This window comes from Micromonospora palomenae (assembly GCF_007829925.1).
Lineage (GTDB): Bacteria > Actinomycetota > Actinomycetes > Mycobacteriales > Micromonosporaceae > Micromonospora > Micromonospora purpureochromogenes.
Window position 1 is genome coordinate 1,737,409 of record NZ_VIXA01000002.1, and the last position, 25,804, is coordinate 1,763,212.

The 25,804-nt window shown below is 73.0% G+C and carries 30 protein-coding genes; 15 read left to right on the forward strand and 15 right to left on the reverse strand.

Annotated features, from left to right (window positions below; genetic code table 11):
* Positions 1-66: 66 nt before the first annotated feature.
* The 3 genes from FHX75_RS19205 to FHX75_RS19215 form a co-directional block, all read right to left on the reverse strand.
* Entirely contained in the window at positions 67-2,121 is a 2,055-nt protein-coding gene (locus FHX75_RS19205) for an amylo-alpha-1,6-glucosidase (protein WP_154941602.1), read from the reverse strand.
* Positions 2,118-2,498, reverse strand: coding sequence for an SCP2 sterol-binding domain-containing protein (locus FHX75_RS19210; protein WP_154941604.1), 381 nt, complete (start codon positions 2,496-2,498; stop codon positions 2,118-2,120). Before FHX75_RS19210 ends, FHX75_RS19205 begins: the two co-directional genes overlap by 4 nt.
* Before the next feature lie 82 nt (positions 2,499-2,580).
* A complete protein-coding gene (locus tag FHX75_RS19215) occupies positions 2,581-2,955 on the reverse strand; it encodes a DsrE family protein (RefSeq protein ID WP_154941606.1) in 375 nt (124 codons plus the stop codon).
* A 12-nt stretch (positions 2,956-2,967) separates the two neighbouring features.
* On the opposite strand from FHX75_RS19215, the gene mtfM reads away from it, so the two are divergent.
* Together mtfM and FHX75_RS19220 are read left to right on the forward strand one after the other, a co-directional pair.
* The gene (mtfM, locus tag FHX75_RS32005; protein WP_267897534.1) at positions 2,968-3,072 is read left to right on the forward strand and encodes a small membrane protein MtfM; all 105 of its coding nucleotides are present in this window, start codon (positions 2,968-2,970) and stop codon (positions 3,070-3,072) included.
* Between the two features lie 64 nt (positions 3,073-3,136).
* Positions 3,137-3,739, forward strand: coding sequence for a heme-binding beta-barrel domain-containing protein (locus FHX75_RS19220; RefSeq protein ID WP_154941608.1), 603 nt, complete (start codon positions 3,137-3,139; stop codon positions 3,737-3,739).
* A gap of 69 nt (positions 3,740-3,808) precedes the next feature.
* Here the strand turns inward: FHX75_RS19220 and FHX75_RS19225 are convergent, their stop codons facing one another.
* Both FHX75_RS19225 and FHX75_RS19230 read right to left on the reverse strand, forming a co-directional pair.
* Positions 3,809-4,657, reverse strand: coding sequence for an aminotransferase class IV (locus FHX75_RS19225; protein ID WP_154941610.1), 849 nt, complete (start codon positions 4,655-4,657; stop codon positions 3,809-3,811).
* Positions 4,658-4,711: 54 nt separating this feature from the next.
* Positions 4,712-5,161 (reverse strand): helix-turn-helix domain-containing protein, encoded by a 450-nt coding sequence (locus FHX75_RS19230; RefSeq protein WP_154941612.1) that lies wholly within the window; start codon positions 5,159-5,161, stop codon positions 4,712-4,714.
* Positions 5,162-5,286: 125 nt separating this feature from the next.
* On the opposite strand from FHX75_RS19230, the gene FHX75_RS19235 reads away from it, so the two are divergent.
* The 5 genes from FHX75_RS19235 to FHX75_RS19255 all read left to right on the forward strand — a co-directional run bounded on the left by FHX75_RS19235 (position 5,287) and on the right by FHX75_RS19255 (position 9,498).
* Entirely contained in the window at positions 5,287-5,946 is a 660-nt protein-coding gene (locus FHX75_RS19235; protein ID WP_154941613.1) for a TetR family transcriptional regulator, read from the forward strand.
* Positions 5,947-5,977: 31 nt separating this feature from the next.
* Positions 5,978-6,382, forward strand: a complete 405-nt coding sequence (locus tag FHX75_RS19240; protein ID WP_088960086.1) for a Fur family transcriptional regulator — start codon at positions 5,978-5,980, stop codon at positions 6,380-6,382.
* Positions 6,379-7,491, forward strand: a complete 1,113-nt coding sequence (gene ygfZ / locus FHX75_RS19245) for a CAF17-like 4Fe-4S cluster assembly/insertion protein YgfZ (protein WP_154941615.1) — start codon at positions 6,379-6,381, stop codon at positions 7,489-7,491. The genes FHX75_RS19240 and ygfZ overlap by 4 nt, the downstream gene beginning before the upstream one ends.
* Positions 7,492-7,616: 125 nt before the next feature.
* Positions 7,617-8,444 (forward strand): beta-keto acid cleavage family enzyme, encoded by an 828-nt coding sequence (locus tag FHX75_RS19250; protein WP_154941617.1) that lies wholly within the window; start codon positions 7,617-7,619, stop codon positions 8,442-8,444.
* Between the two features lie 94 nt (positions 8,445-8,538).
* A complete protein-coding gene (locus FHX75_RS19255) occupies positions 8,539-9,498 on the forward strand; it encodes an asparaginase (RefSeq protein ID WP_154941618.1) in 960 nt (319 codons plus the stop codon).
* Between the two features lie 278 nt (positions 9,499-9,776).
* On the opposite strand, the gene FHX75_RS19260 is transcribed toward FHX75_RS19255, so the two are convergent.
* On the reverse strand, positions 9,777-10,568 hold the full coding sequence (locus tag FHX75_RS19260; RefSeq protein ID WP_154942045.1) for an alpha/beta fold hydrolase: 792 nt from the start codon (positions 10,566-10,568) through the stop codon (positions 9,777-9,779).
* A 116-nt stretch (positions 10,569-10,684) separates the two neighbouring features.
* Between FHX75_RS19260 and FHX75_RS19265 the strand changes: the two genes are divergently transcribed.
* The 5 genes from FHX75_RS19265 (at position 10,685) to FHX75_RS19285 (ending at position 13,952) form a co-directional block, all read left to right on the forward strand.
* Positions 10,685-11,269 (forward strand): helix-turn-helix domain-containing protein, encoded by a 585-nt coding sequence (locus FHX75_RS19265; RefSeq protein WP_154941620.1) that lies wholly within the window; start codon positions 10,685-10,687, stop codon positions 11,267-11,269.
* Positions 11,266-11,934 (forward strand): hypothetical protein, encoded by a 669-nt coding sequence (locus FHX75_RS19270; RefSeq protein WP_154941622.1) that lies wholly within the window; start codon positions 11,266-11,268, stop codon positions 11,932-11,934. The genes FHX75_RS19265 and FHX75_RS19270 overlap by 4 nt, the downstream gene beginning before the upstream one ends.
* Positions 11,935-12,007: 73 nt before the next feature.
* Positions 12,008-12,322, forward strand: coding sequence for a DUF2516 family protein (locus FHX75_RS19275; RefSeq protein ID WP_154941624.1), 315 nt, complete (start codon positions 12,008-12,010; stop codon positions 12,320-12,322).
* Positions 12,319-13,206, forward strand: coding sequence for an alpha/beta fold hydrolase (locus FHX75_RS19280; protein WP_154941626.1), 888 nt, complete (start codon positions 12,319-12,321; stop codon positions 13,204-13,206). Before FHX75_RS19275 ends, FHX75_RS19280 begins: the two co-directional genes overlap by 4 nt.
* 11 nt (positions 13,207-13,217) lie before the next feature.
* Positions 13,218-13,952 (forward strand): alanyl-tRNA editing protein, encoded by a 735-nt coding sequence (locus FHX75_RS19285; RefSeq protein WP_154941628.1) that lies wholly within the window; start codon positions 13,218-13,220, stop codon positions 13,950-13,952.
* A gap of 49 nt (positions 13,953-14,001) precedes the next feature.
* Here the strand turns inward: FHX75_RS19285 and FHX75_RS19290 are convergent, their stop codons facing one another.
* Both FHX75_RS19290 and FHX75_RS19295 read right to left on the reverse strand, forming a co-directional pair.
* Positions 14,002-14,973, reverse strand: coding sequence for a GNAT family N-acetyltransferase (locus tag FHX75_RS19290; RefSeq protein WP_246158206.1), 972 nt, complete (start codon positions 14,971-14,973; stop codon positions 14,002-14,004).
* 126 nt (positions 14,974-15,099) lie between these two features.
* Complete coding sequence (locus FHX75_RS19295) at positions 15,100-15,777, reverse strand: nucleotidyltransferase domain-containing protein (protein ID WP_154942047.1); 678 nt, start codon at positions 15,775-15,777, stop codon at positions 15,100-15,102.
* A gap of 77 nt (positions 15,778-15,854) precedes the next feature.
* Here FHX75_RS19295 and FHX75_RS19300 point away from each other — a divergent pair, with 77 nt between their 5' ends.
* The gene (locus FHX75_RS19300; protein ID WP_154941631.1) at positions 15,855-16,772 is read left to right on the forward strand and encodes an SDR family oxidoreductase; all 918 of its coding nucleotides are present in this window, start codon (positions 15,855-15,857) and stop codon (positions 16,770-16,772) included.
* Here FHX75_RS19300 and FHX75_RS19305 read toward each other — a convergent pair.
* On the reverse strand, positions 16,763-17,746 hold the full coding sequence (locus FHX75_RS19305; protein ID WP_154941633.1) for a helix-turn-helix transcriptional regulator: 984 nt from the start codon (positions 17,744-17,746) through the stop codon (positions 16,763-16,765). The two genes, FHX75_RS19300 and FHX75_RS19305, sit on opposite strands and share 10 nt — an antisense overlap.
* Before the next feature lie 54 nt (positions 17,747-17,800).
* Between FHX75_RS19305 and FHX75_RS19310 the strand changes: the two genes are divergently transcribed.
* Complete coding sequence (locus tag FHX75_RS19310; protein WP_154941635.1) at positions 17,801-18,592, forward strand: EI24 domain-containing protein; 792 nt, start codon at positions 17,801-17,803, stop codon at positions 18,590-18,592.
* A gap of 1 nt (position 18,593) precedes the next feature.
* Positions 18,594-19,109, forward strand: coding sequence for an O-acetyl-ADP-ribose deacetylase (locus tag FHX75_RS19315; RefSeq protein WP_154941637.1), 516 nt, complete (start codon positions 18,594-18,596; stop codon positions 19,107-19,109).
* Between the two features lie 42 nt (positions 19,110-19,151).
* Here the strand turns inward: FHX75_RS19315 and FHX75_RS19320 are convergent, their stop codons facing one another.
* From FHX75_RS19320 to FHX75_RS19345, 6 genes are all read right to left on the reverse strand, one after another.
* The gene (locus tag FHX75_RS19320) at positions 19,152-20,159 is read right to left on the reverse strand and encodes a LacI family DNA-binding transcriptional regulator (RefSeq protein ID WP_154941638.1); all 1,008 of its coding nucleotides are present in this window, start codon (positions 20,157-20,159) and stop codon (positions 19,152-19,154) included.
* A gap of 19 nt (positions 20,160-20,178) precedes the next feature.
* Entirely contained in the window at positions 20,179-21,570 is a 1,392-nt protein-coding gene (locus FHX75_RS19325) for a GH1 family beta-glucosidase (RefSeq protein WP_154941640.1), read from the reverse strand.
* Positions 21,567-22,400, reverse strand: a complete 834-nt coding sequence (locus FHX75_RS19330) for a carbohydrate ABC transporter permease (protein WP_154941642.1) — start codon at positions 22,398-22,400, stop codon at positions 21,567-21,569. The genes FHX75_RS19325 and FHX75_RS19330 overlap by 4 nt, the downstream gene beginning before the upstream one ends.
* Positions 22,397-23,386: a carbohydrate ABC transporter permease gene (locus FHX75_RS19335; RefSeq protein WP_154941644.1), complete on the reverse strand. Its 990-nt coding sequence runs from the start codon at positions 23,384-23,386 to the stop codon at positions 22,397-22,399. Before FHX75_RS19335 ends, FHX75_RS19330 begins: the two co-directional genes overlap by 4 nt.
* A 71-nt stretch (positions 23,387-23,457) precedes the next feature.
* Complete coding sequence (locus FHX75_RS19340) at positions 23,458-24,765, reverse strand: ABC transporter substrate-binding protein (RefSeq protein WP_154941646.1); 1,308 nt, start codon at positions 24,763-24,765, stop codon at positions 23,458-23,460.
* Between the two features lie 264 nt (positions 24,766-25,029).
* A complete protein-coding gene (locus FHX75_RS19345) occupies positions 25,030-25,788 on the reverse strand; it encodes a maleylpyruvate isomerase family mycothiol-dependent enzyme (RefSeq protein ID WP_154941648.1) in 759 nt (252 codons plus the stop codon).
* Positions 25,789-25,804 lie beyond the last annotated feature (16 nt).

Consider the following 25,804-nt stretch of genomic DNA (forward strand, 5'->3'; position numbering starts at 1 on the left):
GGCGCTGCTGATCCCCGTGACGCCCGCGCGGTCAGCGCTGGCTCATCCCCTCGGCGTCGGCGCACGTCAGCGGTCGTGCCGGGGGTCGTGCGGGGTGCGGCTGCGGCCGAGGGCGTCCACCAGGCCCCACCGGCCGGGGATGTCCAGCAGTTCCACCCGGCCCATGCCCTCCGGCACCGCCGGGTCGATGATCAGGTGCTCGCCCTGGGGTTCCAGCCCGAGCATCACCCGCAGCAGCAGCAGGGGCGTCCCCGCCGACCAGGCCTGCGGACTGCACGCCGTGGGGTACTGCACCGGGTACTCGGTGAGGTGGCGGTCGTAGCCGGCGAACGCCTCCGGGAGCCGTCCGTTGAAGTACCGGGAGGCGCTGAGCATGCTCTCGCAGATGCGTCCGGCCTCCTCGCGGAAGCCGTACCGGGCGAGGCCCCAGGCGATGAAGGCGTTGTCGAACGGCCAGACCGTCCCGACGTGGTAGCCGACCGGGTTGTACCGCCCCTGGTCGGCGGCGAGCGTGCGTACCCCCCAGCCGGAGAAGAGCAGGGGATCGAGCAGGAGGCGGGCGATCCGCTCGGCCCGGGACTCGTCCACGATGCCGCTCCACAGCAGGTGCCCGATGTTGGAGGAGAGGGCGTCCACGTGCCGCCCCTCCGGGTCGAGGGCGAGCGCGAAGTACTCGCGCTCGGGGATCCAGAAGTCCCGGTTGAAGCGCTCCTTGAGGGCGGCGGCCTCGCGTTCCAGCCGCTCGGCGTAGGCGGGGTCGTTCCAGAACTGCCGGGCCATCCGGGCGCCGCGCAGCTTCGCGTCGTACGCGTACCCCTGGAGTTCGCAGGTGGCCCTGGGGAAGTCCGGCAGCCGGCCGTCGGAGTAGGAGATCGCGTCCCACGAGTCCTTCCAGCACTGGTTCTGCAGGCCGGTGTCCGGGTTGCGGGTGCGGTACCAGAGGTAGCCCGTGCCGAGCAGGTCGCCGTAGCTGTCGATCCAGGCCAGCGCCGCCCGGGCCGGGAACTCCAGCTTCCGCACCAGGTCGGCGTCGCCGGTCCACCGCTCGTACTCGTCGAGCAGGATCAGGAAGAGCGGGGTGGAGTCGGCGGAGCCGTAGTAGGGCGAGTGCGGCTGCTCCTCGAAGCCGGCCGTCTCGCCGTAGCGCAGCTCGTGCAGGATCTTGCCCGGCTCCTCGTCGCGGAAGTCGTCCAGGCGGTGTCCCTGCAACCCGGCCAGCATCATGATGGTCGGCGGGATCAGCTCGGGCAGGAACGGCAGCACCTGGAGCGAGGTGAGGATGCTGTCCCGGCCGAAGATGGTCATGAACCAGGGCAGGCCCGCCGCGAGCAGGCGTACGCGGAGGGTGATCGACTCGTAGCGCAGCGCGGCGAGGTCGGTGAGGCTCTGCCGGTATGCCGTGGCCAGCGGCTCGCAGTCGCAGCCCAGTTTGGGCGCGCTGTCGACCAGCTCCTGCTGCTCCGCCAGGATGGCGGCGGGGCTGCGGCTGCCGCTCAGCGGGGTGGTCGCGCGGAAGTCCTCCCCGCGGGCGCCGTAGATCAACGCCGAAACGTGCAGCCGGGTACTCCACTCGGCGTGCGGGCCGACGAGGATCGTCCAGGTCATCCCGCCCGGGTCCACCTCGGCGGGGGTGGTGCTGGTGATCACGGTCTCCCGGTGGAACGCCTCCCGCCGGTAGGTCAACCGCAGTTCGTTCTCGGCGACGGTGGCGGTGGTCCGGCCCACCTTGCGCCGCTTGTGTTTGATCTCGAAGAGGTCGGCGAAGTCGGAACCCATCTCCAGCCGGAGGTTGAAGCGCATCTCCCGCTCGGAGTGGTTGAGCACGGTGAGTTCCTCGCCGAGGCTGCCGCCGATGGCCCGCCTGCGGATCACCGACGCCTTGGCGTCGAGGTAGTGCGTCGGCTCGCCGGGGACCAGGAAGTACCGGGTCCGGTAGGACTGCGAGTCGTCGATCGACAGGGCGTGCAGCCGCTCCCCGTCGAGGGTGAGCAGCCAGGTGGAGAGGAAGCGGGTGTCGAACGAGAAGAGCCCGGTGGGGAAGTCGAACGACGGCTCGATGTCGCCGCGGCGGTCGCAGACGACGAAGGTGTTGCCGTCGAGGATGCTGACCGGCTGCCTCACCCCGACCGTCCGACCTGCTCGCGGGCGCTTTCCCGGGGATCCCGGGCACCGGGCGGGTCGGGGAGGAACCGGCGGAAGGCGAGAAAGAGCGCGGAGTTGCCCCCGAAGGTGCACTCATTGCGCAGGACCGCGGATACGGCCTCGGCCCGACCGGTGACCAGCCGCTCGAAGAGGTCCGCGCTGCTGGTCCAGATGGCGTCCGCGGGGCCGCGGGCCCGGGTGACGATGACCTCGCCGGGGCTCATCTGGACCAGCCAGTGGTCGGTGCGGTTGTCGGTGGTGAGGTTGATCTGGATGGTCCCGGCGAACGGGGTGCGCAGCACCGCCGGGGCGCGCGCCGGCAGCGATGCGAAGAACTCCTCTATCGCCTCGTTCACAACCGAATGGTAGGCAGCGGACTGACAAGTCGGGACAGTATCGGCAGTCCGCGCAGATCGGACATAAGCGTCCGGGGGTGGGTCAGTAGACCAGCGCCTGGGCCCCCTCGGCCATCGCCTCCTCGACGAAGACGGCCGCACCCGCGATGCGTACCCCCGGCAGCACGTCGCCGGGGCCGATGTCCCGGCGGGCGGCGCACTGGGTGCAGGCGGTGACCCGACCGGTGGTGAGGATGACGTGCAGCAGCTCCGCCAGCGGCGCGGAGTGCGGCAGCTCGAACTGCTCCGCCCGACCGGGCAGGGCGAACCAGGTCGACTCGCCGGTCAGCCAGAGCGACACCTCCACCCCGGCTGCGGCGGCGGTGGCGGCGACCGTGAAGGCCTGGGCGCACCGCTCCGGCGCGTCCGCCCCGGCGGTGGCCTTGACGACGAGAGTGCGGGCCATGACGCCCAGCATAGGATGACCATGATGGTTACCGAGATCGGGTTCGTCAGCCTGCTGGTCGCGGGCCTCGGCGCGCTCGCCGGTGGCCTGGTCTACCTTGCCGTACGCATTTCGAGAGGACGTTGGTGAGCGCGAGGAGTGAGCCGGGTTTGCGAGCCCCGCAGTCGCGAACGAAGGAAAGCCGAGGTAACCGGTGAGCGCGAACCCGTCGGACGAGAACCCGCTGCAGCCGCCGTGGCTGAACGCGCCGCCGGTCGAGGAGTACCCGTACGAGGAGAGCCACGACCTGCGGGTCGGCCCGAAGCTGCACCCGGCGCTCGACGGCCTGCTGCCGTACGTCGGGGTGTGGCGGGGCCGCGGCCGGGGTGGCTTCCCCACCATCGAGGACTTCGACTTCGCCCAGGAGATCCGGATCAGCCACGACGGCCGGCCATTCCTGCTCTACGAGTCGCGGGCGTGGATCCTCGACGAGCAGAGCCGCCCGGTGCGGCCCGCCGGGCGTGAGGTCGGCTGGTGGCGTCCGGTGCTCAGCGGCGACCGGGCCACCGACGAGCTGGAGGCGCTGATGATGAGCCCCACCGGGATCATGGAGCTCTACATCGGCAAGCGCACCGGCACCCAGATCGAGTTCGCCACCGACGCGGTCGTGCGGACCTCCACCGCCAAGGAGGTCACGGCCGGCGCCCGGCTCTTCGGCATCGTCGAGGGCGCGCTGCTCTACGCCCAGGAGATGGCCGGCATGGGCCAACCCCTCTCGCCGCACCTCTCCGCCCGCCTCATCCGCGTGGCCGGCTGACCCACCGTCCGGCACGCCCACCCCGGACCGCGGTGGTCGACAGCTCCGCGTCCCCGGACCCGGTTGGGGTCAGGGGACGGGGTGGGCCAGGAGGGCCTGGAGGGCCGGGGTGTGCGGGGAGCGGGGGAGGCGCGTGGCGTCGAGGCTGCGGAACTCCGCCAGGCCGCGCACCGACGAGGTGAACCAGACGCCGTCGGCCTCGACCAGCCGCTGCGGCGTGGCCATCCGCTCGGCGGCGGCGAAGCCCAGCTCCCCGACGTGGGCGAGCAGCCAGGCGCAGGTGGCGCCGGGGAGGATGCCCGTCGCGGCGGCCGGGACGGTGCAGAGCGTCCCGCCCTCCAGCCACACCACGTTCGCGCTCGGCCCCTCCAGCACGTACCCGTCGGTGGAGGTCCAGAGCACGTCGTCCACGCCGGTGCGGGCGGCCCAGCGTCGGGCGGCGCTGCTCACCCCGTACGAGGTGGACTTGACGCCGGTGGGGAGCCAGCCGAGCTCCGGCCGGGCCGTCGCGGCCACGCCGAGGGGCAGGGTGGCCACGCCGACACCGTCGAGTCGGGCCCGTCGGGCGGACGGCGGGACCTCGCCCAGGGTGGCGTAGACCGTCGGCGGGCCGCCGCCCTCCGGGCCCCGGGTGCAGACCAGCCGGAGCGCGCCCTCCACCTCCGCCGGCCAGCCGGCGGCCACGCTCTCCAGCAGCTCGACCAGGGCGTCCTCGGCGGGCAGCGCCAGCTCCACGGCGGCGGCGCCGGCCCGCATCCGGGCCAGGTGCGCCGCGCGCAGCCAGGGCCGCCCGCCCCGCAGGTGCATGGTCTCGAAGAGGCCGTCGCCGTGCAGCACGCCGAGGTCGTCGCCGCGCAGCACCGGCTCCCCACCGGGTACGACGCCCCGGCCGAGCACGGCGACCCTGGTTGCCTCCATGACCGTCGAGCCTAGACAGTGGCCGGGGCGCCGGGTCGCGGCCGGCTGCCCGGGTCAACCCCGCGCGGCGGCCAGTTCGGCGTTGGCCCGCTCGGTGACCAGGGTCAGCACGCGGGCGGTGACGGCCAGGTCGGCGGCGGGGATGTCCGCGTACACCCGGCCGGCGATGCCGGCGCTGATCTCGGCGATTCGCCGCTGCCGGGCCCGGCCGGCGTCGGTCAGGTCCACCCGGACTTCGTCGGCGGGCAGCACCCGCACCAGGCCGGCTGCGGCCAACTCGGCGATCGTCGCCAGCACCGCCGCCGCGTCGACCTTCAAGGTGCTCGTCATCCGGTCGACCAGCCGGGAGCGGTCGAGCGTCCCGTCGGCGTTGGCGACGGCGTTGAGGGCCAGCGCCTGCGGGAAGGACGTGCCGGTCGGGGCCAGCTCGCGTTCGAGGACCGCGCGGGTGGCGTAGTGGGCCAGGCCGACGACCTGGCCGTTGAGGGTGGGAGTGGTCGACATGGGTCGCTCCTTCGTTCGCTCCACCGTTTCGATACTCAGAGCATATTGAGACGCAGTCTCATTTGGCAACTGGTTTCTAAGGGTGGCAGGTCTCATCCCGGGCGGGATGCGGCTAGATTGCGGCCATGACCGCCGACTCCTCGACGTCCGACCGGTCCCTGCCGCTGCGGGAGCGCAAGAAGCTGCGGACCCGGCGCGCGCTCGCCGACGCCGCGCTGCGCATGTTCACCGAGCGGGGCTTCGAGGCCACCACGGTGGAGGAGCTGGTCGACGCGGTGGAGGTGTCCCGGAGCAGCTTCTTCCGGATCTTCCCGGCCAAGGAGGCCGCCGCCATCGAGGCGGAGGCGGAGCTCTGGTCGGCCTACCTGGCCGCCCTGGAGCGGCGCGCCCTGTCCGGCCTCGTGCTCACCGAGCTGAGCGACCTGCTGGGCGAGGTGGTCACCGGGCTCGGGGCCGACTGGGCGGACCGCTACGTCGCCACCCGGCGGCTCGTGCTGACCTCGCCCGCCCTGCTGGCGTACGCCGCCCACTACCGCGCCGAGGTCGAGCAGCGGATCGCCGACCGGCTGGCCGGCAAGCTCGCGCTGCCGGCCGGGGACCTCCGGCCCCAGGTCCTCGCCGAGGTCACCACCACCGCCTGGCGCCTGGCCGCCCGGGCCTGGGTGCACGGCGGCGGCCAGGGCGGGCTGCCGACCCTCGTCGAGCGGGTCGCGCGCGCCTTCAGGGCCATCCCGGCGAGCCTGGAGCTTTCCGCGCCGGAACGACCCGCCGGCGCCGAACTATGATCGGACGGTGTCCGAATCCTCCCTCGCGGAAATGCTCCGCTCCCGTGGGCTGCGGCTGACGGCGCAGCGGCAGCTGGTGCTCCAGGCCGTGCTGGACCTGGGGCACGCCACGCCGGAGCAGGTGCACACGGCGGTCCGGGAGGTCGCCGCGGGCGTCAACATCACCACCATCTACCGGACCCTGGAGCTGCTGGAGCGGCTCGGGCTGGTGACCCACACCCACCTGTCACACGGGTCGCCGACCTACCACGCGGCGGGTGAGCACCAGCACGTCCACCTGGTCTGTCGCGAGTGCGGGGCGATCGACGAGATGGATCCCGAGCTGCTCCGTCCCCTCGCCGACCAGCTCGTGGCCGAGCGCGGGTTCCGGGTCGACATCGGGCACGTGGCGCTCTTCGGCGTCTGCGGCCACTGCGAGGACGGGGAACCGAAATGATCGACATCGCGGGAGCGGTGGCCGTCGAGGCCATCGACGAGGCCAGTCGCGACCAGCCGGAGCCGGCGCACCGCGCCGCCGGGGTCCGGGGCGTCGCCGCGCACTACGGGGACCCGATGCGCGAACAGCGCACCCTGGCCACCGGGGTCGGCCTGGTCGACCGGTCGCACCGCGGGGTGGTCGCGGTGCCCGGCGAGGAGCGGATCGGCTGGCTGCACACGCTGACCAGCCAGCACCTCAACGCGTTGAAGCCCTGGCAGGGCACCGAGCTGCTGGTGCTCAGCCCGCACGGGCACGTGGAGCAGCACGCGATGGTCGCCGAGGACGGCGAGACCACCTGGCTCGACACCGAGCCGGGCGCCACCGAGGGGCTGCTGTCGTACCTGGAGAAGATGCGGTTCTTCAGCCGGGTCGAACCGCGCGACGCCACCGCCGACCACGCGCTGCTCTCGCTGGTCGGTCCGGAGGCGGTCGCGGCCGTCGCGGCGCTCGGCGTCACCGGGCTGGCCGACCCCGACGTGGTCGCGGTGCCGGGTCCGAAGTTCCGCTCCGACGAGCTGCCGTCGCGGCCCACCGTCGTGTACGACGTGCGGCCGCTGCCCGTCGGCGGCTGGGCCCGCCGGGGCCCGCTCGGCGTGGACCTGCTGGTGCCCCGGCCCGCCATGGACCAGGTCGTCGCCGAGCTGCGCGGCAACGGGGTGCCGGTGGCCGGGCTGTGGGCGTACGAGGCGGTGCGGGCGGCCGCCCGGCTGCCCCGGGTGGGCGTGGACACCGACCACCGGACCATCCCCGCCGAGGTGGGTCTGATCGCCCCGGCGGTGCACCTGAACAAGGGCTGCTACCGGGGGCAGGAGACGGTGGCCCGGGTGCACAACCTGGGCAAGCCGCCGCGCCGGCTCGTACTGCTGCATCTGGACGGGGTGACCACCGACCAGCCGCCGGCCGCCGGCACGCCGGTGATTCTGGACGGCCGGGCGGTCGGCTTCGTCGGCACCGCCGTGCACCACTACGAGCTGGGGCAGGTCGCCCTCGCCGTGGTCAAGCGCAACGTCGGCGACGACGCCCGCCTGCTGGTGGGGGAGACCGCCGCGGCGATCGACCGGGAGTAAGGGTGCCGGGCCCGCGCTCACATTGCAGGAAGTCTTCCTTCCCGCCGGGCGCGGTCCCGCCATTCTTCCGTCGATCCCGGCTCCGGCCGTCGACCGGAGCCGGCCGGGGCGGCTAGGATCCCGGCATGAGCACAGGGACGTTGATCACGGTTGCCCCCACCGGCGCGGAGTCGGCCAAGGCGGAGGTGCCGGCGCTGCCGGTGACCCTCGACGAGCTGCTGCTGACCGCCAAGGAGTGCGAGGCGCTCGGCGCCGCCGTGATCCACGTCCACATCCGTGACGACGAGGCGCGGCCGACGCTGGACCAGGGCCGGCTGCGGGACACCGTGGCGGCGCTGCGGGAGAACACCGACCTGATCGTGCAGCTCTCCTCCGGCGGCGCGGTGACCGACCCGGAGTCCGCCCGGCTCGCCGTGCTCGACGCCGGGCCGGACATGGCCTCCTGCACCATGGGCACGCTCAACTTCGGCGACGACGTCTTCCTCAACCGGTGGGAGTTCATCGTCGACCTGCACACCCGGATGCAGGAGCGCGGCATCGTCCCCGAGTACGAGATCTTCGACCTGGGCCACCTCACCGCCCTGCAGCGGCTGCTCGGCAAGTACGGGCTGCCGCACGGCGGCCACGTGCACGTCGACTTCGTGATGGGCGTGCCGGGCGGCATGCCGGGCACCACCCAGGCGCTGGTCGCCGCCCACCAGGCGCTGCGTGACCTGCCGGAGGGCACCACCTTCTCGGCCACCGGCATCGGGCGCAGCACGATCCCGGTGCTGCTGGCCTCGCTCTCGGCCGGCGGCCACCTGCGGGTCGGCATGGAGGACACGGTCACCTACGCCAAGGGCCAGCCGGTCGAGTCCAACATGCAGCTGGTCGCCCGGGCGGTCGGGTTCGCCCAGCTCGCCCAGCGTCCGCCGCTGACCACCGCCGAGGCCCGTACGCTGCTCGGCCTGTAAGGCCGGCCCCGCCACCCACCCCTGTACGGCCACCGCCGACGTCCCTGGTCACCCGGCTGCCGAGCCCTGCCGGGGCGTCGGTACCGTCCACTTCGTGGGAAAGACGTACGAGGGCGGCGTGCCGCTCGTCGAGGTGGTCCGGTCCGGCTTCGTGGAGGGCGTGCACCGCGGCTCGGTGGTGGTGCTCGACGCCGGTGGCGCACCGGTGGCCGGGGCGGGGGACGTCACCTCGCCGATCTTCCCGCGCTCGGCGAGCAAGCCGATGCAGGCGATCGGGATGCTGCGCGCCGGCCTGCCGCTGACCGACCCGGCCGACGTGGCGCTGGTCTCCGCCAGCCACGCCGGCGAGGAGTTCCACCTGGCCCGGGTGGCGGCGCTGCTGGCCCGGGCCGGGCTGGACGGCTCGGCCCTGCACTGCCCGCCCGACCTGCCCGTGGGCGAGGCCGCCCGGGAGGCGGTGCTGCGCGCCGGCGGCGGGCCCACCCGGGTGCAGATGAACTGCTCCGGCAAGCACAGCGGGATGCTGCTGACCTGCGTGGCGGCCGGCTGGCCGCTGGACGGCTACTGGCGGCCGGAGCACCCCCTGCAGCAGCGGCTGACCGCCACGATCGAGGAGTTCACCGGCGAGGAGGTGGCGGCCGTGGGAGTGGACGGCTGTGGCGCGCCGGTGCTCGCCGTCTCGCTGACCGGGCTGGCCGGGGCGTACCTGCGGCTGGTCTCCGCCGAGCCGGGGTCGGTGGAGCGGACCGTGGCCGACGCGATGCGGGCGTACCCGGAGCTGGTCGGTGGGACCGGGGCCGAGGACACCCGGCTGATGCGGGGCGTACCCGGGGCGTTGGCCAAGGTGGGCGCGGAGGGCGTGATCGCCGCGGCCGTGCCCGGCGTGGGCGCGGTCGCTCTCAAGATCGACGACGGCGCCGCGCGGGCCCGGATGCCGGTGCTGGTCTCCGCGCTGCGCCGGCTCGGCGTCGACGCCCCGGTGCTGACCGAGTACGCCGAACTGCCGCTGCTCGGCGGCGGCCTGCCGGTCGGGGTCGTGCGGGCCGCCTGGTGACGCCCGGCCCGCGCCCGGCCGCCTGACGCGCGGGGCGCGTGTCGCGGCCGGCGCGGCCAGGACCTTTGACCGCTGCGGCGTTCGCACGGCGGTGGGTGGCTACGGACCGTGACGTCGGTCCGACGGCGCACCCGGATGAGCTTCAATCCTGTCAGGCATGAATATGCCTGACAGGAACACCGCTTACCGACCCCATGTCCCGGCGACCGCGACATGCCCGCAATCGCGGTCCCGCCGCCGGGACAGCCCGCAGGCGACACCCGCGGCCGTCGGGCCGATCAGCCCAGGAAGTCGCGCAGGGCGGCGTCGACCGCCTCCGGGCGCTCCAGCGGCAGCAGGTGGGCGGCGTCCGGCATGTCGGGCAGGCGCACCGCGCCGGGCACCTCGGCCGCGATCCGATCGGCGAGCCGGGAGATGTCCGGTACGTCGGCCGCGCCCGCGGTGACCAGCACCGGCAGCCGCAGCTCACCGAGGCGCTCGATCGCCGGCGGGTCGAGGTCGTCGACCTCCACCGCGCTGAGCGCCTGCTCGGCCGCGAGCGCCCGCTGGTCCATCTCCTCGGCGAAGGCGACCAGGCCCGGGTCGACGTCCTCCGGGCGGCGGCCGGGGCCGACCACCCAGAACCGCACCTCGCCGGCCGCGCTCGCCGCGAAGTCCTCCGGGTCCACCTCGCCGACCAGCGTCTCCCAGAGCTGCTCGGCCTCCTCGGACCACTGGTTGCCGGCGACGGCCGAGCCGAAGAGCGCGAGGGCCGAGACCCGTTTCGGGTGCGTCAGCGCGGTGTCGATCGCCACCGCCCCGCCGAACGAGCAGCCGACCAGGGCGGCCCGGTCGATGCCCAGCGCGTCCAGCACCGCGACCACGTCGTCGTGGTGGGCGAAGGACGCCGGCGGCAGTTCGGAGTCGCCGTAGCCGCGCAGGTCGAGCGCGATCACCCGGTGCCGTTCGGCGAGAGCGGGCGCCAGGTGCCGCCACATCCGCCGGTCCGCGATGCCGGCGTGGAGCAGGAGCACGGGGCTGCCGCTGCCCAGGTCGTCGTAGGCGAGCCGGGCACCGTTGATGTCGATCATCGTCACGCGTGCAAGCTACCAGCGGACATCGGGTCCGCAACCGCCTATTGTTACCTTGCTAACTCTGGCTAGCGCTTTGCTTGCTGTAGTTAGCACCGCGGACTACTGTTGGGCCCATGGCCGCACCCAAGGATCTACCCGACGTCGGCGGATTCATCCGTGACCTGCGCCGGAATGCCAAGATCTCGCTGCGCCAGCTCGCCGAGCAGGCCGGGGTGAGCAACCCGTACCTGAGTCAGATCGAGCGCGGGCTGCGCAAGCCGAGCGCCGAGGTGCTCCAGCAGCTCGCCAGCGCGCTGCGGGTCTCCACCCCGGCGATGTACCTGCGCGCCGGGCTGCTCGACGACAAGGAGGGTCAGGGGGTGCTCGCGGCGATCGCCGTCGACCCCGACCTGACGATGGCGCAGAAGCAGTCGCTGACCCAGATCTACGAGACCTTCCGCCGGGAGAACGTCCGGCTCGCCGAGGCGACCGCCGCGGCCGGCCCGGAGACCACTCCGGCGGCGGAACCCAGCGCACCGGCCCAGCCGACCGGGGCGGCCGCCACCGTCACGCCGGCCGCGACCGGCCCCACCACCCCCGACGGCACCCCGACCGAGGCCGTCCTGGAATCGGTCGCCGTCACCGAGGCGGGCTCCGCGCCCGCCCCCGTCACCCCCGACAGCAAGGCCGCGGGAGCGGCCGAGGAGGAGAAGTCATGACCCAGCCGAAGACCAACCGCATCCCGGCCCCGCTCTACGCCGCCGCCGGCGCCGGCGAGCTGGCGTACCAGCAGCTCCGCAAGCTCCCGACCGTGGTGAGCGAGCTGGGCACCAAGGTCGTCGCCGACGGCACCAAGGCGGTCACCGAGATCGGCGGCAAGGCCGTCGTCACCGGCTTCGAGCTGCGCCAGAAGGCCACCGAGACCTTCAAGACCGCCAACCTGACGGCGACCGGCCTGCGCGAGAAGGCCGTCCCGGCCGACCTCGACCTGGACAAGCTGCGCGAGGCCGCCACCCGCAACGCCGCCGCGCTGCTGGTCGGTGCGCAGGCCGCCCAGGAGCGCGCGCTGGCCGCGTACGGCGCGCTGATCGCCCGCGGCGAGCGCGTCGTCGGTGCCGGCGTGCTGGAGGCCGCCGACACCGTCAACGCCGACATCGAGGCGACCGACGCCACCCTCCCGGCCGAGGTGAAGAACGAGGTCGCGACGACCGCCACCGCCGCACCGGCCGAGGCGGAGATCCCCACCCCGGCCGAGGTGGCCGAGGTCGTCGAGGCCAAGCCGGCCACCGCGAAGACCCCCCGGGCGCGGGCCGCCAAGCCGGCCGCCACCCCGTCGGCGAAGCTGCCGAAGGCCACCAAGCGGACCCGTCCGGCCGCCGAGTAACCGTCGCAAACCGGTACGACCCCGGAAGCGTCCTGTGGGACGTTTCCGGGGTCGTCGGCATATGCTGGCCGGCATGGCCATCGCCGCGCCGATCTTCGTCTTCGATGTCGTCTTCGTGATCGACCGGATCCTGCTCGTGTTCGCGCTGATCGTGCAGGGTGTCGCCCTGGTGCACGCGATCACCCAGCGGTCCGACGCGTTTCCGGCGATCGGCACCCTGCCCAAGGGCGGCTGGATCGCCATCCTGGCGGTCTGTCTGGTGCTCACCCTGCTCGGCTTCGGCGCGCTCAGCATCTTCGGGCTGATCGGCATCGCGGCGGGCCTGATCTACCTGCTCGACGTCCGGGTCGGGCTGCGCGACCTGCACGACGGCAAAGGATTCTGGTGAGAGGTTTCCGCTGGCCCCCGCCGCCCGACGGCGGACCCCGCACCTGGGGGCCCGGTCCGGGAGCGCCGCGTACCGGCCGACCGGCCCTGCCCGAGCCGGAGACCGAGCTGGTCACCACGCCGCACGGCGTACGGCTGGAGCGGCTGGTCACCGGCGCCGGTGACCCGGCCACCGTCTTCGCGCACGGGCTCGGCAACGGCATCGCCACCACCCGCCCGTTCGGCAGCGCCGTCACCGGCCGCAAGATCTTCTTCCAGTTCCGCGGGCACGGGCGTTCCGACGCGCCGCCGGGCCCGTGGAGCTACCTGGACCTCGCCCGCGACCTGCGGGCCGTCGCCGACCTCGGTGGCGCCACCCGGGCGTTCGGAGCCAGCCTCGGGGCCGGAGCGCTCTGCCGGCTGCTGCTGGAGAGTCCCGACCGCTTCGAGAAGCTGGTCTTCTTCCTGCCCGCGGTGCTCGACAAACCGCGCGGCCCGGTCGCCCGGCAACGGCTGACCGACCTGCTGGACGCGGTGGCCGACGGTGACGCCTCGGCCGTCGCCGACGTGGTCTCGCTGGAGGTGCCGGCGGCGGTGCGCAACACCCCGGCCGGCTGGGCGTACCTGCGGCAGCGGCTCGACCAGCTGCTCCGCGACGGGCTCGCCCCCGGGCTGGCCGACCTGCCGGAGCAGGCCCCACTGCGGGACGTCTCCGCGCTCGCCGCGGTGACCGCCCCGGCGCTGGTGATCGGCTGTGCCGGCGACGACCTGCACCCGGCGCACGTCGCCGAGGAGCTGGCCGCCGCGCTGCCGCACGCCACCCTGCACCTCTACGACCGCCCGGGTTTCGCCTGGACCGACCGCGCCGACCTGCGGGAGCGGATCTCGGGGTTCCTCAACGGGTAGCGTCTGCTGTCATGGGCGTCACACACCACGGCCGTACCCACCGTCTCGACCTCGCCGACCCCACCCTGCGGGAGTGGGAGTGCACGGTGCTCGCCGCCGACGAGCAGGGCCTCGTGCTGGACCGGTCGGCGTTCTACCCGGGCGGCGGCGGCCAGCCGCCGGACCACGGCGTGCTGCTCTGGCAGGGCGTGCAGACCCGGATCGTCGGCACCCGCAAGGGCGACGACCTCTACCTGATCCCGGCCGAGGGAGATCCGGTGCCGCCGGTCGGCACCACGGTCACCGGCGCGGTGGAGGACGAGCGGCGGAGCCGCCTGATGCGCACCCACTCCGGCCTGCACGTGCTCTGCGGCGTCGTGTTCCGCGACTTCGGCGCGCTGGTCACCGGCGGCAACATGGAGCCGGGAGAGGCCAGGATGGACTTCAACCTGCCCGAGGTGCCGCCGGACTTCAAGACCCGGATCGAGGAGCTGGTCAACGCCGAGGTGGCCGCCGACCGGTCGGTCGCCGTGCGGGTGCTGCCCCGGGCCGAGGCGCTGGCCCTGCCGGACATCATCCGTACCCAGTCCAACCTGATCCCGCCGGACGAGCAGGAGGTCCGGATCGTCGACATCGTCGGGCTGGACGTGCAGGCCGACGGCGGCACCCACGTCGCCTCGACCGCCCAGATCGGCAAGGTGCAGGTGGTCAAGGTGGAGAGCAAGGGCCGCGCCAACCGCCGGGTCCGGGTCAGGTTGGCGGACTGAGCGGATGGTGTGTCCCCGGCACCGGTGGACCGGTGCCGGGGACGCCGGGTCAGACGAGGTCCACGCGTTCCCGCTCGATCGGGTAGCCCGCCCGGGCGAAGACGGCGGCCATCGGGTGGTTGGTCTGATCCGTGGCGGCCACGATCTCCGTCACGCCGCCCTCGACCAGCAGGTGCGTCCCCTCGACCAGCAGGTCGTACGCGTATCCGTGGCCGCGCTGCTCGGGGACCACGCCGACGAAGCCGATGATCGGATCGGTGTGGTTGCGGGCCGGCACGATGATGCCGACCAGCTCGCCGCTCGCGGTCCAGGCCAGTCGCCACCAGTCACGCGGGCTCGGCAGCCAGAGCAGTAAATCCAGTTCCTCCCGGGCCGCCGCGTCCGGCCCCGAGGTGGCGGCGGTGTGCCGGGTGTGGGCGTCCAGGCTGCCCTCGCCGACGCGGCGGAGGACATCGAGGATCACGGCGTCGTCCGGTTCGGGGCGGAACGTGAGCCGACCCGGCCGGTCGGGCAGTCCACACCCGGTGGTCCAGCGGTACCGGTACCGCTCGACCAGCACCGACATGCCGGCGGCCGTGGCGGCGTCGATCCGCGCCTGCGCCTGTGCCCGGACGGCGGGATCGTCGCGCCAGCCGGGTGGCAGCGAGAGCGAGTACTCCGCCCGCAGCGGTGCGGTCCGGAGCAGCTCCACCGCGGCGTCGGTGTCGGTGAAGTCGAACCAGTCGAGAGCCAGTGGCTGGTCGTCGTCCGGCCCACCCCACCAGGCGGCGCGGGCCACGACGACGTCGTCGCGCAGGGCGACCCAGGTCCATTCGGGGCGGTACTGGCCGGCTGCGGCCATGTCGAGGTAGCGCTCGCCGAACGCGGCGCGGCCGACGAGGGCGGGGTCGGGCAGGGAGTCGAAGAGTTTTTCCTCGCCCGCGGTGATCGGGCGGATGACCAGGTCGGTCATGGGATCCTTCCGGGTGGTGACGTGCTCCCGGTTCAGGACCTCGGCGTCCTCGCCGTCGGGTGGGAGCACATGACAGTCGTGGTCGACATCGCGCTCACCTCCCTTTCGCTGATCGAGGACGCGGGCCGAAGCCTAGCGCGGGGCCGGCGCCCGGCCGAGCGGTTTTCGGCCGGGCAGCGGAGGGACAGTGACCGCTCAGCCGGCCGGCGGCAGGTGGGCGGCGCGCACGTCGAGCAGCCAACCCTCCACCGTCGCCTCGTCCGGGCGCTCCGGCAGCGGCGTACGGATGGTGTCGAAGTCCCGCTGCGCCGCGGCGACCAGCGCCTCCGCCTCGTCCAACGCGCCGCCGGCCACCCGCTCGCCGAAGGCCCGGAACCACTCCGGATCGGCCAGCCGGATCTCCAGCACGCCGGTCGCGTAGAGCACCCGGCCCTGGTGCAGCAGCCGGGCCAGGTGCCGGGCGTGCTTGGCGGAGCGCCGCCGTCCGCCGACTGACGAGTCGCGGGTGGTGAGCTTGCGGAACTGCTGGGTGGCGTACCCGAGGTAGGCGTCGCGGACCCGGGGCGCGCTGAGGAAGGCCGACCGGATCGCGATCAGCCGCTCGCCGAACTCCGTCCGGGTCTCGTAGCAGTCCTCCGGCAGCCACATCAGCTCGGTGGCGGTCGGGTTGCCGCTCAGCGCCAGCTTCGCGTACTTGCCGGCCTCGTGCAGGGTGACGTCCGGGTCGGTGGTGACCACCGACTCCCGGGGCGGGTGCAGCCCGTGGAAGGCCACCGTGGGCGCGGCGAAGACCCCGATCCGGTCGGTGTCCGAGCCGGGCCCGGCCAGCCCGTACGCGACCGAGCCGACGATCCCGGAGAGCAGCAGGTGCATGCCGGTGAGCATGACCGACGCCACCCCGTCCGCAAAACCGGACTTCGGCTGTCAGGTATCGGTGCCAGGCTCGACTCATGACGACGACACCGCTGACAGGGAAGGTCGCGCTGGTCGCCGGGGCGACCCGGGGCGCCGGCCGGCAGATCGCCATCCAGCTCGGCGCGGCCGGGGCGACCGTCTACGCCACCGGCCGCAGCAGCCGCGCCGGCCGCTCGGAGATGGACCGGCCGGAGACCATCGAGGAGACCGCCGAGCTGGTCACCGCCGCCGGCGGCACCGGCATCGCGGTACGGGTCGACCACCTGGTGCCCGAGCAGGTCCGCGAGCTGGTCGCCCGGATCGACGCGGAGCAGGGCCGGCTGGACGTGCTGGTCAACGACATCTGGGGCGGCGACCCGCTGATCACCTGGGAGAAGCCGGTCTGGGAACAGCCCCTGGACGCGGGCTTCCGTACGCTGCGGCTGGCGATCGACACGCACATCATCACCAGCCACTTCGCGCTGCCGCTGCTGATCCGCCGTCCAGGCGGGCTGGTGGTGGAGATCGGCGACGGCACCAAGGCGTACAACGACGCCAACTACCGGCTCTCGGTCTTCTACGACCTGGCCAAGGTGTCGGTGAACCGGCTCGCGTTCAGCTGGGGGCACGAGCTGAAGCCGCACGGGGGCACGGCCGTCGCGCTGACTCCCGGCTGGATCCGGTCCGAGGCCATGCTGGAGCACTACGAGGTCACCGAGGAAAACTGGCGCGACGGCGCAGCGAAGGACCCGCACTTCCTCATCTCGGAGACCCCGGCCTTCGTCGGACGCGCGGTCGCGGCGCTCGCCGCCGACGAGGGGAAGGCCCGTTGGAACCAGGCCTCCGTCTCGGCCGGCGAGCTGTCCCAGGTGTACGGGTTCACCGACGTCGACGGCAGCCGGCCGGACGCCTTCCGCTACATCGCCGAGGTGGTCGACGCCGGCAAGCCCGCCGACGTCACGGGCTACCGCTGACCGGTGGGGAGGTAGAGGGCGGCGGACCGCCTCGCGGCGTCCGCCAGCCGTTCCCTCAGCTCCGGCGGGTCCAGAACCTCCACCTCCGGGCCCAGCCCCAGCAGTTGGGAGTACGCCACCTCGACGGACTCGACGGGCAGCCGGGTCACCACCCACCCCAGCCCGTCGGGTTCGCCGGCGGCAGCGAGCGCCTCGGCGTACACGAAGGGGGCGTCGGCGAGGTGCCGGAGCCGGCGCAGGCCGGCGGGGCTCAGGCGGATCGTCACCTCGGCCCGGAGCATGCTCCGCAGGAACGCCTCGGCCTGCTCCCGCCAGTACGCGGCCAGGTCGAAGTTGTCGTCCCGGTCGAAGCTCTCCCCGCCCACCTCGACGCCCGTCACCCGGTCCACCCGGTACGTCCGGTACCGGTCGCCGACGCAGCCGACCAGGTACCAGATCCCGCTCTTGAGGACCAGCCCGTAGGGGCACAGCTCCCGCGTGACCTCCCGGTCGCCGCGCCGGTAGCGCAGCTCGACCACCCGGTCCCGCCAGACCGCCCGGGCCAGCTCGGCCAGCCACGGTGGCGGCGCGGACTCCCGGAACCAGCCCGGCACGTCCAGGTGGAACCGCTGCCCGGCGCGGGCGGGGGCGTCCCGCAGGCTCGGCGGCAGCGCGGCGAGCACCTTCAGCTCGGCGGCCGCCACCGCGTCCGCCAGCCCCATCTCACCGGCCGGCCCGGGCAGGCCGGAGAGGAAGAGCGCCTCCGCCTCGTCCCGGGTCAGGCCGGTCAGCCGGGTCCGGTAGCCGCCGAGGAGGCGGTACCCGCCGGCCCGGCCCCGGTCGGCGTAGACCGGCACCCCGGCGGCGGAGAGCGCCAGCACGTCCCGGTAGACCGTCCGCTCGGACACCTCGAGTTCGCGGGCCAGTTCGGCGGCGGTCATCGTCTCGCGGGACTGCAACAGCAGCACCAGGGAGATCAGTCGGGACGCGCGCACCCGACCATCCTGCCCGGACGCGGGGCGTGCCGGTGAGCACTAGGCTCTCCGCTCGTGAACGCACCCAGCATCGCCGCGCCGGTCACCGGCGCCGTCGGTCGGTTCCTCTCCGGCGTCGGGCTGCTCCTGCGCGGCCTCGGCCTCTACGTCCGCAGCCCGGGGCTGATGCTGCTCGGCATCGTGCCGGCGCTGATCTCCGGTGCGGTCTTCCTGTCCGCCTTCGCCGCCCTGGTGTACTTCGTGGACGACCTGGCCGCGCTGGTCACCCCGTTCGCCGACGACTGGTCGACCACCGCGCGCAGCCTGGTCCGGGTGATCGCCGGGTTGGCCTTCCTCGGGCTGGGCGGGCTGCTGGCGGTGGTCAGCTTCACCGCGGTCACCCTGGTCATCGGTGACCCGTTCTACGAGAAGATCTCCGAGCGGGTGGAGGAGCGCCTCGGTGGCACCCCGGGCGGGGTGGAGGTGCCGTTCTGGGCCTCGCTGCGGCGCAGCGTCGTCGACTCGCTGCGGCTGGTCGGGCTGTCCGTGCTGTTCGGCATCCCGCTCTTCGCCGCCGGGTTCATCCCGGTGGTCGGCCAGACGGTGGTGCCGGTGATCGGGGCGGCGGTGGGTGGCTGGCTGCTCGCCGTCGAGCTGGTGGGGGCGCCGTTCTCCCGGCGCGGGCTGCGGCTGCCCGACCGCCGGTCGATCCTGAAGGCGGACCGGCCCACCACGCTCGGCTTCGGCGTGGCGGTCTTCCTCTGCTTCCTGATCCCGCTCGGCGCGGTGCTGGTCATGCCGGCCGCCGTCGCCGGGGCCACCCTGCTCACCCGCCGGTCGCTCGGTCAATCGGTCCAGGAGAGCTGACATGGAGATCACCCTCGTCGAGGGCGACATCACCGCGCAGCGGGTCGACGTGGTGGTCAACGCCGCCAACTCGTCCCTGCTCGGCGGCGGGGGAGTGGACGGCGCGATCCACCGGCGGGGCGGCCCGGCGATCCTGGCGGAGTGCCGCGCCCTGCGCGCCTCCCGGTACGGCCGGGGCCTGCCCACCGGGCAGGCGGTCGCCACCACCGCCGGGAACCTGCCCGCCCGCTGGGTGGTGCACACCGTCGGGCCGGTCTTCTCGGCCACCGAGGACCGCTCGGCGCTGCTGCGCGACTGCTACGCCAACAGCCTGCGGACCGCCGACGAGCTGGGTGCCGCCACGGTGGCGTTCCCGCTGATCTCGGCCGGCGTCTACGGCTGGCCGGTCGACGACGCCGTACGCCAGGCGCTGACCGTGCTGCGCGCGGCAACCCCGGCGCACGTCACCGAGGCCCGGCTGGTGCTCTTCGGCGCCGCCACCCACGCGACCGCGCAGCGGGTCCTCGCCGAGGACTGACCGGTTCGGCTCAGCTGACCTAGGCGCGGCCAACAGGCTGGGTCAGGCGGACTCGCGCACCACCAGCTCGGTCGGCAGGATCACCGACTCCTCGATCGCCTCGCCCGCGGCGAGCCGCAGCAACTGCCGGGTCATCTCCCGGCCCAGCTCCACGATCTCCCAGCGCACCGTGGTCAGCGGCGGCTCGGTGTAGGCCGCCGTCTCGATGTCGTCGAAGCCGATCACCGCGACGTCGTCCGGCACCCGCCGCCCCGCCTCGCGCAGGGTCCGCAGGGCGGCGTGCGCCATCAGGTCGCTGGCGGCGAAGACCGCGTCCAGGTCGGGGTGCGCGGTGAGCAGCTGGTGCATGGCCGCCGCCCCGGACTCCCGGGTGAAGTCGCCGTACGCGACCAGCTCCGGCAGCCCGGCGGCGGTGACCGTCTCCCGGTAGCCGGTGAGCCGCTCGATGCCGGCGATCATGTCCTGTGGGCCGGCGATGCTGGTGATCCGGCGGCGACCGTTCTCGATCAGGTGCCGCACCGCCCGGGTCACCCCGCCGACGTTGTCGACGTCGACGTACGGCACCCGCGCGCCGTCGAGCGGGCGGCCGGCGCAGACCACCGGGATGCCGAGCCGGGCCAGGGTGCCGGGCAGCGGGTCCGCCCCGTGCAGCGAGGCGAAGAGCACCCCGTCGACGTGCCGGCCGGTGGTGTACCGCTCGACCCGTTCGTGACCGGCCGCCGACCCGGCGAGCATCAGCACCAGCTGCTTGTCGGCCGCCTCCAGCTCCTGGGCCGCCCCCCGGATGATCCCCGGGAACACCTGGTCGTCGGAGAAGACCCGGGTGGCCTCCTCGGGCATGACCAGGGCGACCGAGTCGGTCCGCTGGGTGACCAGGCTGCGGGCGGCCAGGTTCGGCACGTACCCCAGCTCGGCCACGGCCCGGCGGACCGCCTCCTGGATCGGCTCGGCCACCGTGGTGGAGCCGTTGACCACCCGGGACACGGTCGCCCGGGACACCCCGGCCCGGCGGGCGACCGCCTCCAGGGTCGGTCGCTGCGCGGTCGTCATCCCCGTCACCACCACCTCGTCACAGCCCGTTCCGGGAGATCACCTCCTGGTACCACCGGGCGCTGGATTTCGGTGTGCGCCGCTGGGTCAGGTAGTCGACGTGGACGATCCCGAACCGCTTCCGATAGCCCTCGGCCCACTCGAAGTTGTCCAGCAACGACCATACGAGATAGCCGCGCAGGTCCACCCCCCGGGCGATGGCCTGGTGCGCCGCCCGCAGGTGCCCGTCGAGGTAGGCGATCCGGTCGGTGTCCATCACCTGGCCGAGACCGTCCGGGCCGTCGGCGCCGGGCTTGTCCGGGAAGGCGCCGCCGTTCTCGGTGATCAGCATCGGCAGTCCCGGGTAGTCCCGGGCGATCCGCTCCAGCAGCCGGGTCAGCCCGGTCGCCTCGATCATCCAGCCCATGTCGGTCAGCGGGCCGGTGGGCGGCAGGAACTCCACCACGCCCTCGGTGCCCGGGTACGCCCCGCCGCCCCCGGCGGCGTCCGGCCGGCCGGCGACGTAGGTCGGGGCGTAGTAGTTCACTCCGAGCAGGTCGATCGGCGCGGCGATGAGCTTCTCGTCGCCGTCCCGGATGAACGTCGGCTCCACCAGCCGGCCGAGGTGCGCCAGCACGTCGTCCGGGTAGCCGGCGCCGGTCAGCGGGTCGAGGAAGATCCGGTTGTGCAGGCCGTCGACCAGCCGGGCGGCGGCGACGTCGGCGGCGCTGGCCGGGTCGGCGGGCTGCACGTCGGCCGGGTTGAGGGTGATCCCGAGGGTCGGCGCGCCGGCCGCGCGCAGCGCGCGGGCCGCCAGGCCGTGCCCCAGCAGGAGATGGTGTACGGCGGCGAAGGCCGCCCCCGCCTCCCGCTCGCCCGGCGCGTGCACCCCGTTGCCGTACCCGAGATAGGCCGAGCACCAGGGCTCGTTGAGCGTGGTCCAGGTGCGGACCCGGTCGCCGAGCCGGCGGTGCACGGCGACGGCGTAGTCGGCGAGGTGCTCGGCGGTGTCCCGGTTGGTCCAGCCGCCCCGGTCCTGCAGCGCCTGCGGCAGGTCCCAGTGGTAGAGCGTGACGATCGGGTCGACGCCCTGGTCGAGCAGCGCGTCGGTGAGCCGGTCGTAGAAGTCCAGCCCACGGGGGTTGATCGGGCCGGTGCCGTCCGGCTGGATCCGAGGCCAGGCCACCGAGAAGCGGTACGCCCCCAGCCCCAGCTCCGCCATCAGCGCCACGTCGTCGGCGTACCGGTGGTAGTGGTCGCAGGCGACGTCGCCGGTGTGCCCCTGGAAGACCTTCCCCGGCGTACGGCTGAAGGTGTCCCAGATCGACGGGCCGCGACCGTCGTCGTGGACCGCGCCCTCGATCTGGTACGCCGCGGTGGCGGCGCCCCAGACGAAGCCCTCGGGGAAACGCAGCTCGCTCGTCGCGCTCACGCCTTGACCGCACCTTCCATGATGCCGCCGATGATCTGGCGGCCGAACACGATGAACACCAGCAGCAGGGGCAGGGTCGCGATGGCCGTACCGGTGAACACCTGCGACATGTCCTGGTAGTACCCGTCCGACAGGGCCCGCAGCGACAGCTGCACAGTCGGGTTCTCCGGGTCGTTGAGCACCGCGTACGGCCAGAGGAAGTCGTTCCAGGTGGTCATGAAGGTGAGCAGGCCGAGGACGGCGGCGGCGGGACGCAGCGCGGGCAGCACCACGTTCCAGTAGATCCGCGCGGTGCTGCACCCGTCGATCCGGGCGGCCTCGATCAGCTCGGTGCTGACCGCCTGGCCGGCGTACTGGCGCATCATGAACACCCCGAAGCCGGTCACCAGCGCCGGCACGATCACGGCCGGCAGCCGGTCGTTCCAGTTCAGCTTCGTCATCAGCATGTACAGCGGGATGACGCCGAGCTGGGTGGGCACCATCATCGTCGCGATGATGACCATCAGCAGCGCGTTGCGCCCACGGAACCGCAGCTTGGCGAAGGCGAAGCCGGCCAGGGTGGAGAAGAAGACCACCGACACGGTGACCGACACCGCCACGATCGTGGAGTTCACCAGGCCGGTCAAAAAGTACGCGTCGGTGTTGGCGAAGAGCCGGGCGATGTTCGCGCCCAGGTTGCCGCCGGGGGTGACCGGGGGTGGCACCTCGCCCATCGCGTCGCTGGTGCGGCTGGCGACCACGAACATCCAGTAGATCGGGAAGATCGACAGGAGGGCGGTGAGGGTCAGTGCCGCGTAGGTGAGCCGGCCGGCCGACCAGAGTCGGGTCATCGGGATTCCTCCTTGCGCCCGCCGCCGCCGAGCCGGCGCAGGACCAGCACGTTGATGGCCGCGACCACCGCGATCAGCGCGAAGAGCAGCCAGGCGATGGCGGAGCCGTAGCCGAAGTTGTAGTGCGGCGCGAAGGCGTTCTCGAACATGTACATGGTCACCGTCTGCGACTCGCGCAGCGGCCCGCCCCGGATCGCGTTGGTGCCGGAGTTGAAGAGGCGGGGCTCGGTGAAGAGCTGGAGCCCGCCGATGGTGGAGATGATGACCGCGAAGATGATCGTCGGCTTGAGCAGCGGCACGGTGATCGACCAGAACTGCCGGGCCCGGCCGGCACCGTCGATCGAGGCGGACTCGTACAGGTCGCGCGGGATGGCCTGCATCGCGGCCAGGAAGATCAGCGCGTTGTAGCCCGTCCACCGCCAGTCGACCATGGTCGAGATGGCCACCCAGGAGGCGAACCGGTTGGACTTCCAGTCGATGGCGTCGATCCCGACCAGGTCGAGCAGCCAGTTGATCATGCCGAACTCGCGACCGAAGAGCACGCCGAAGACGATCGCCACCGCGGCGGTGGAGGTGACGTTGGGGATCAGCACCGCCATCCGCCAGCCCGTCCGCGCCCGCAGGTGCCGGTTCAGCAGGTTGGCCAGCCAGAGCGCGAGGAGCAACTGCGGGACGGTCGAGATGACGAAGATGCCGAGGGTGTTGACCACCGAGTGCCAGAAGTCGGGGTCGGCCATCAGCTGGGTGTAGTTCTGCGCCCCGATGAACGTGGGGTCGACCCCGAGCAGGTCCCAGTCGTGCAGCGAGACCCAGAAGGTGTAGACCAGCGGGTAGATCCCGAAGACCGCGAAGAGCAGGAAGAACGGGGCGATGTAGAGGTAGGGCGAGTACCGGGTGTCGAACCGGGCGAGCCGGTTGCCCCGGTTCGAGCGGGCGTGGCGCGGCGCCGGTACGACCGGGGGGCGCGCGTCGAGCTGGACGGCCATGCCGTGGACTCCTTCTCCGCCGGGCGGGCGGGACCGGCGACGCCGAATCCCGCCCGCCCGCCTGGCTCGGGCTACTTGGCGGCGGCCTTCTTCGCGTTGTTGACGGCGTCGTTCCAGCCCTGCTCGGGGGTGCGCTGGCCCAGCTCGACGGTGCGCACCGCGTTCTCCACCTCGGTGCGGACGGCCTGGTTCTTCGGGCCCATGTAGACCGGCTTCAGGCTCTTGGCGCCAGTGCCGAAGATCTTGCCGACCGGGGCGGCGGAGAAGTACGCGTTCGTCGAGTCGGCGATCGCCGGGTCGTCGAGCGCCTGCGGCGACGAGGGCAGCGGGCCCTTGGCCTTGAACGCGCCGATCTGGCCCTTGGCGCTGGTCAGGAACTTGGCCAGCTCGATCGCCTCGGCCTGGTGCTTGCTCTGCTTCGGCACGGCGAGGAAGGAGCCACCCCAGTTGCCGCCGTTGCCGGGGACCTGGGCGATGTCCCACTTGCCCTTGGCGGCCGGGCCGGCGTTGCCCTCGATGACGCCGGTCATCCAGGCGGGGCAGGCGATGGTGGCGAACTTCGACTGCTTGAAGGCGGAGACCCACTCCTCCGACCAGGAGCCGTACTTGCCGGAGAGGCCGGAGTCGATGATGTCGACGGTGGTGTCGAAGGCCTGCTTCACGGCCGGGTTGCTGTCGACCACCAGGTTGTCGCTGGTGTCGTAGTAGCTGTAGCCGGAGGTGTTGCCGGCGGTCTGGAGCAGGATCGTGTTGAACGTGTTGGTCGCCGCGTCGAGGAAGGACGCCCCGGTGTTGGCGGCCTTGAACTTCTCGCCGGTGGCGATGTAGTCCTGCCAGGTCGGCCAGAGCTTGGAGACCTGGTCCCGCTCGGTCGGCAGGCCGGCCTTGGCGAAGAGGTCCTTGCGGTAGCACATCGCGATGCCGCCGACGTCGGTGCCGAGGCCGATCAGCTGCTTGCCGTCGGCGGTGAGCCCCTGGTTCCACTTCCAGTCGAGGAAGTTGCCCTTGAGGTCGGCGGCCCCGTGGTCGAGCAGGTTGACGAAGTTCTGCGGGTTGGCCTTGTACTCGACCAGCAGCCCCTCCTCGATGGCCACCACGTCGCCCGCGCCCTTGCCGGCGGCGAGCCACTGGGTGAGCTTCGGCGAGTACTCGTCCAGGTTGCTGCCGGTGCCCCGCTCGACGATCTTCACGTCGGGGTGGCTGGCCATGTACTCCTTGTAGAGCTCCTCGTAGCCGAACTGGCCGAAGACGTCGACGGTCAGCGTGATCGGCCCGTCCTTGGCGGTGTCGTCCTCGCCGGCGCAGGCGGCGGTGCCGAGCAGCGCGGTGGTGGCCACCAGGGCCACCGCCGCCAGACGGCGGCGCGAAAAGGTACCCATCTTCCTCGGATTCCTCTCAGGTCAATCGATGGTGGAGCGGGTGGACCTGCTGGTGAGCGAGTCGCAGCCCGGGTCCTGAGGCGATCGTGAGGGGCTGAGAGAGCGCTCTCACGACAGCGTTGCGGCTCCCTTGGCCGGTGTCAAGAGAGCGCTCTCTCGTCACGTCCGAGCCGTGACCTGACGACCCCCGGATACGCGAAGAGTGGCCATTCGCGGGGAATGGCCACTCTTCGCGGATAGCGCGGACCGGGAGGTCCGGTGAGGTCAGCCGGTGCGCAGGCCGTCCAGGAGGGTGCGGTCGCCGGTGACGCCCAGGGCGTCGTACCCGATCCGGCCCCAGAGGGCGAGCAGCAGGTCGCTGGCGGTGCCGGTGACCTGGACCCGGGCGTGGTGGTCCTCGTGGCCGAAGACCGTGGCGGTGTCGAGCAGGGCCACCCCCTCGCCGCGCAGCCGCAGGTACCAGTCCTGCGCGGCGTCGGTCGCGGTGAGCTGCACCACCCCGTGCCACTGGCCCGGCACCGCCCGGCGCCCGGCGGGCAGCCAGGTGTCCAGCACCTCGCTGATCCCGTCCGCCGCGAGCTTGGCCTCGATCGGCTCACCGGCGGCGATGGCGAGCTGGGCGTCCCAGCGGTGCACCGCGGTCTCGTGCGCCATCCGGCGCGGCCAGAAGCCGGCCTTCTTCGGCTGCGGCGCCCAGTTCCACGCCGGCGCCTCCGGGTCGAGGGTGTCGAAGAGGGTCATCAGCTGGTCGTACCCGTGCTGCCACAGCTGGAGCGGGGACACCCCGCTGGGCAGCTCCGCGCGGTCCCGGCGGGCCGGCTGGGCGGTCTCGCCGGAGCCGACGAACGAGTGCACCCAGTGGTAGATGCCGGCGAGGTGCAGGGTGAGGTCGGCGACCGTCCAGCCCGGACAGGACAGCACCGGTGTCTCGGGCGGCGCCTCGGCCACCGCAGCGGCGAACGCCGGGCCGTCCACCCGGAGCGCCCCGATCCAGAAGTCCTTCGTGCCGTGCAACCTGCTCATCGCAATCCTCCCGGGG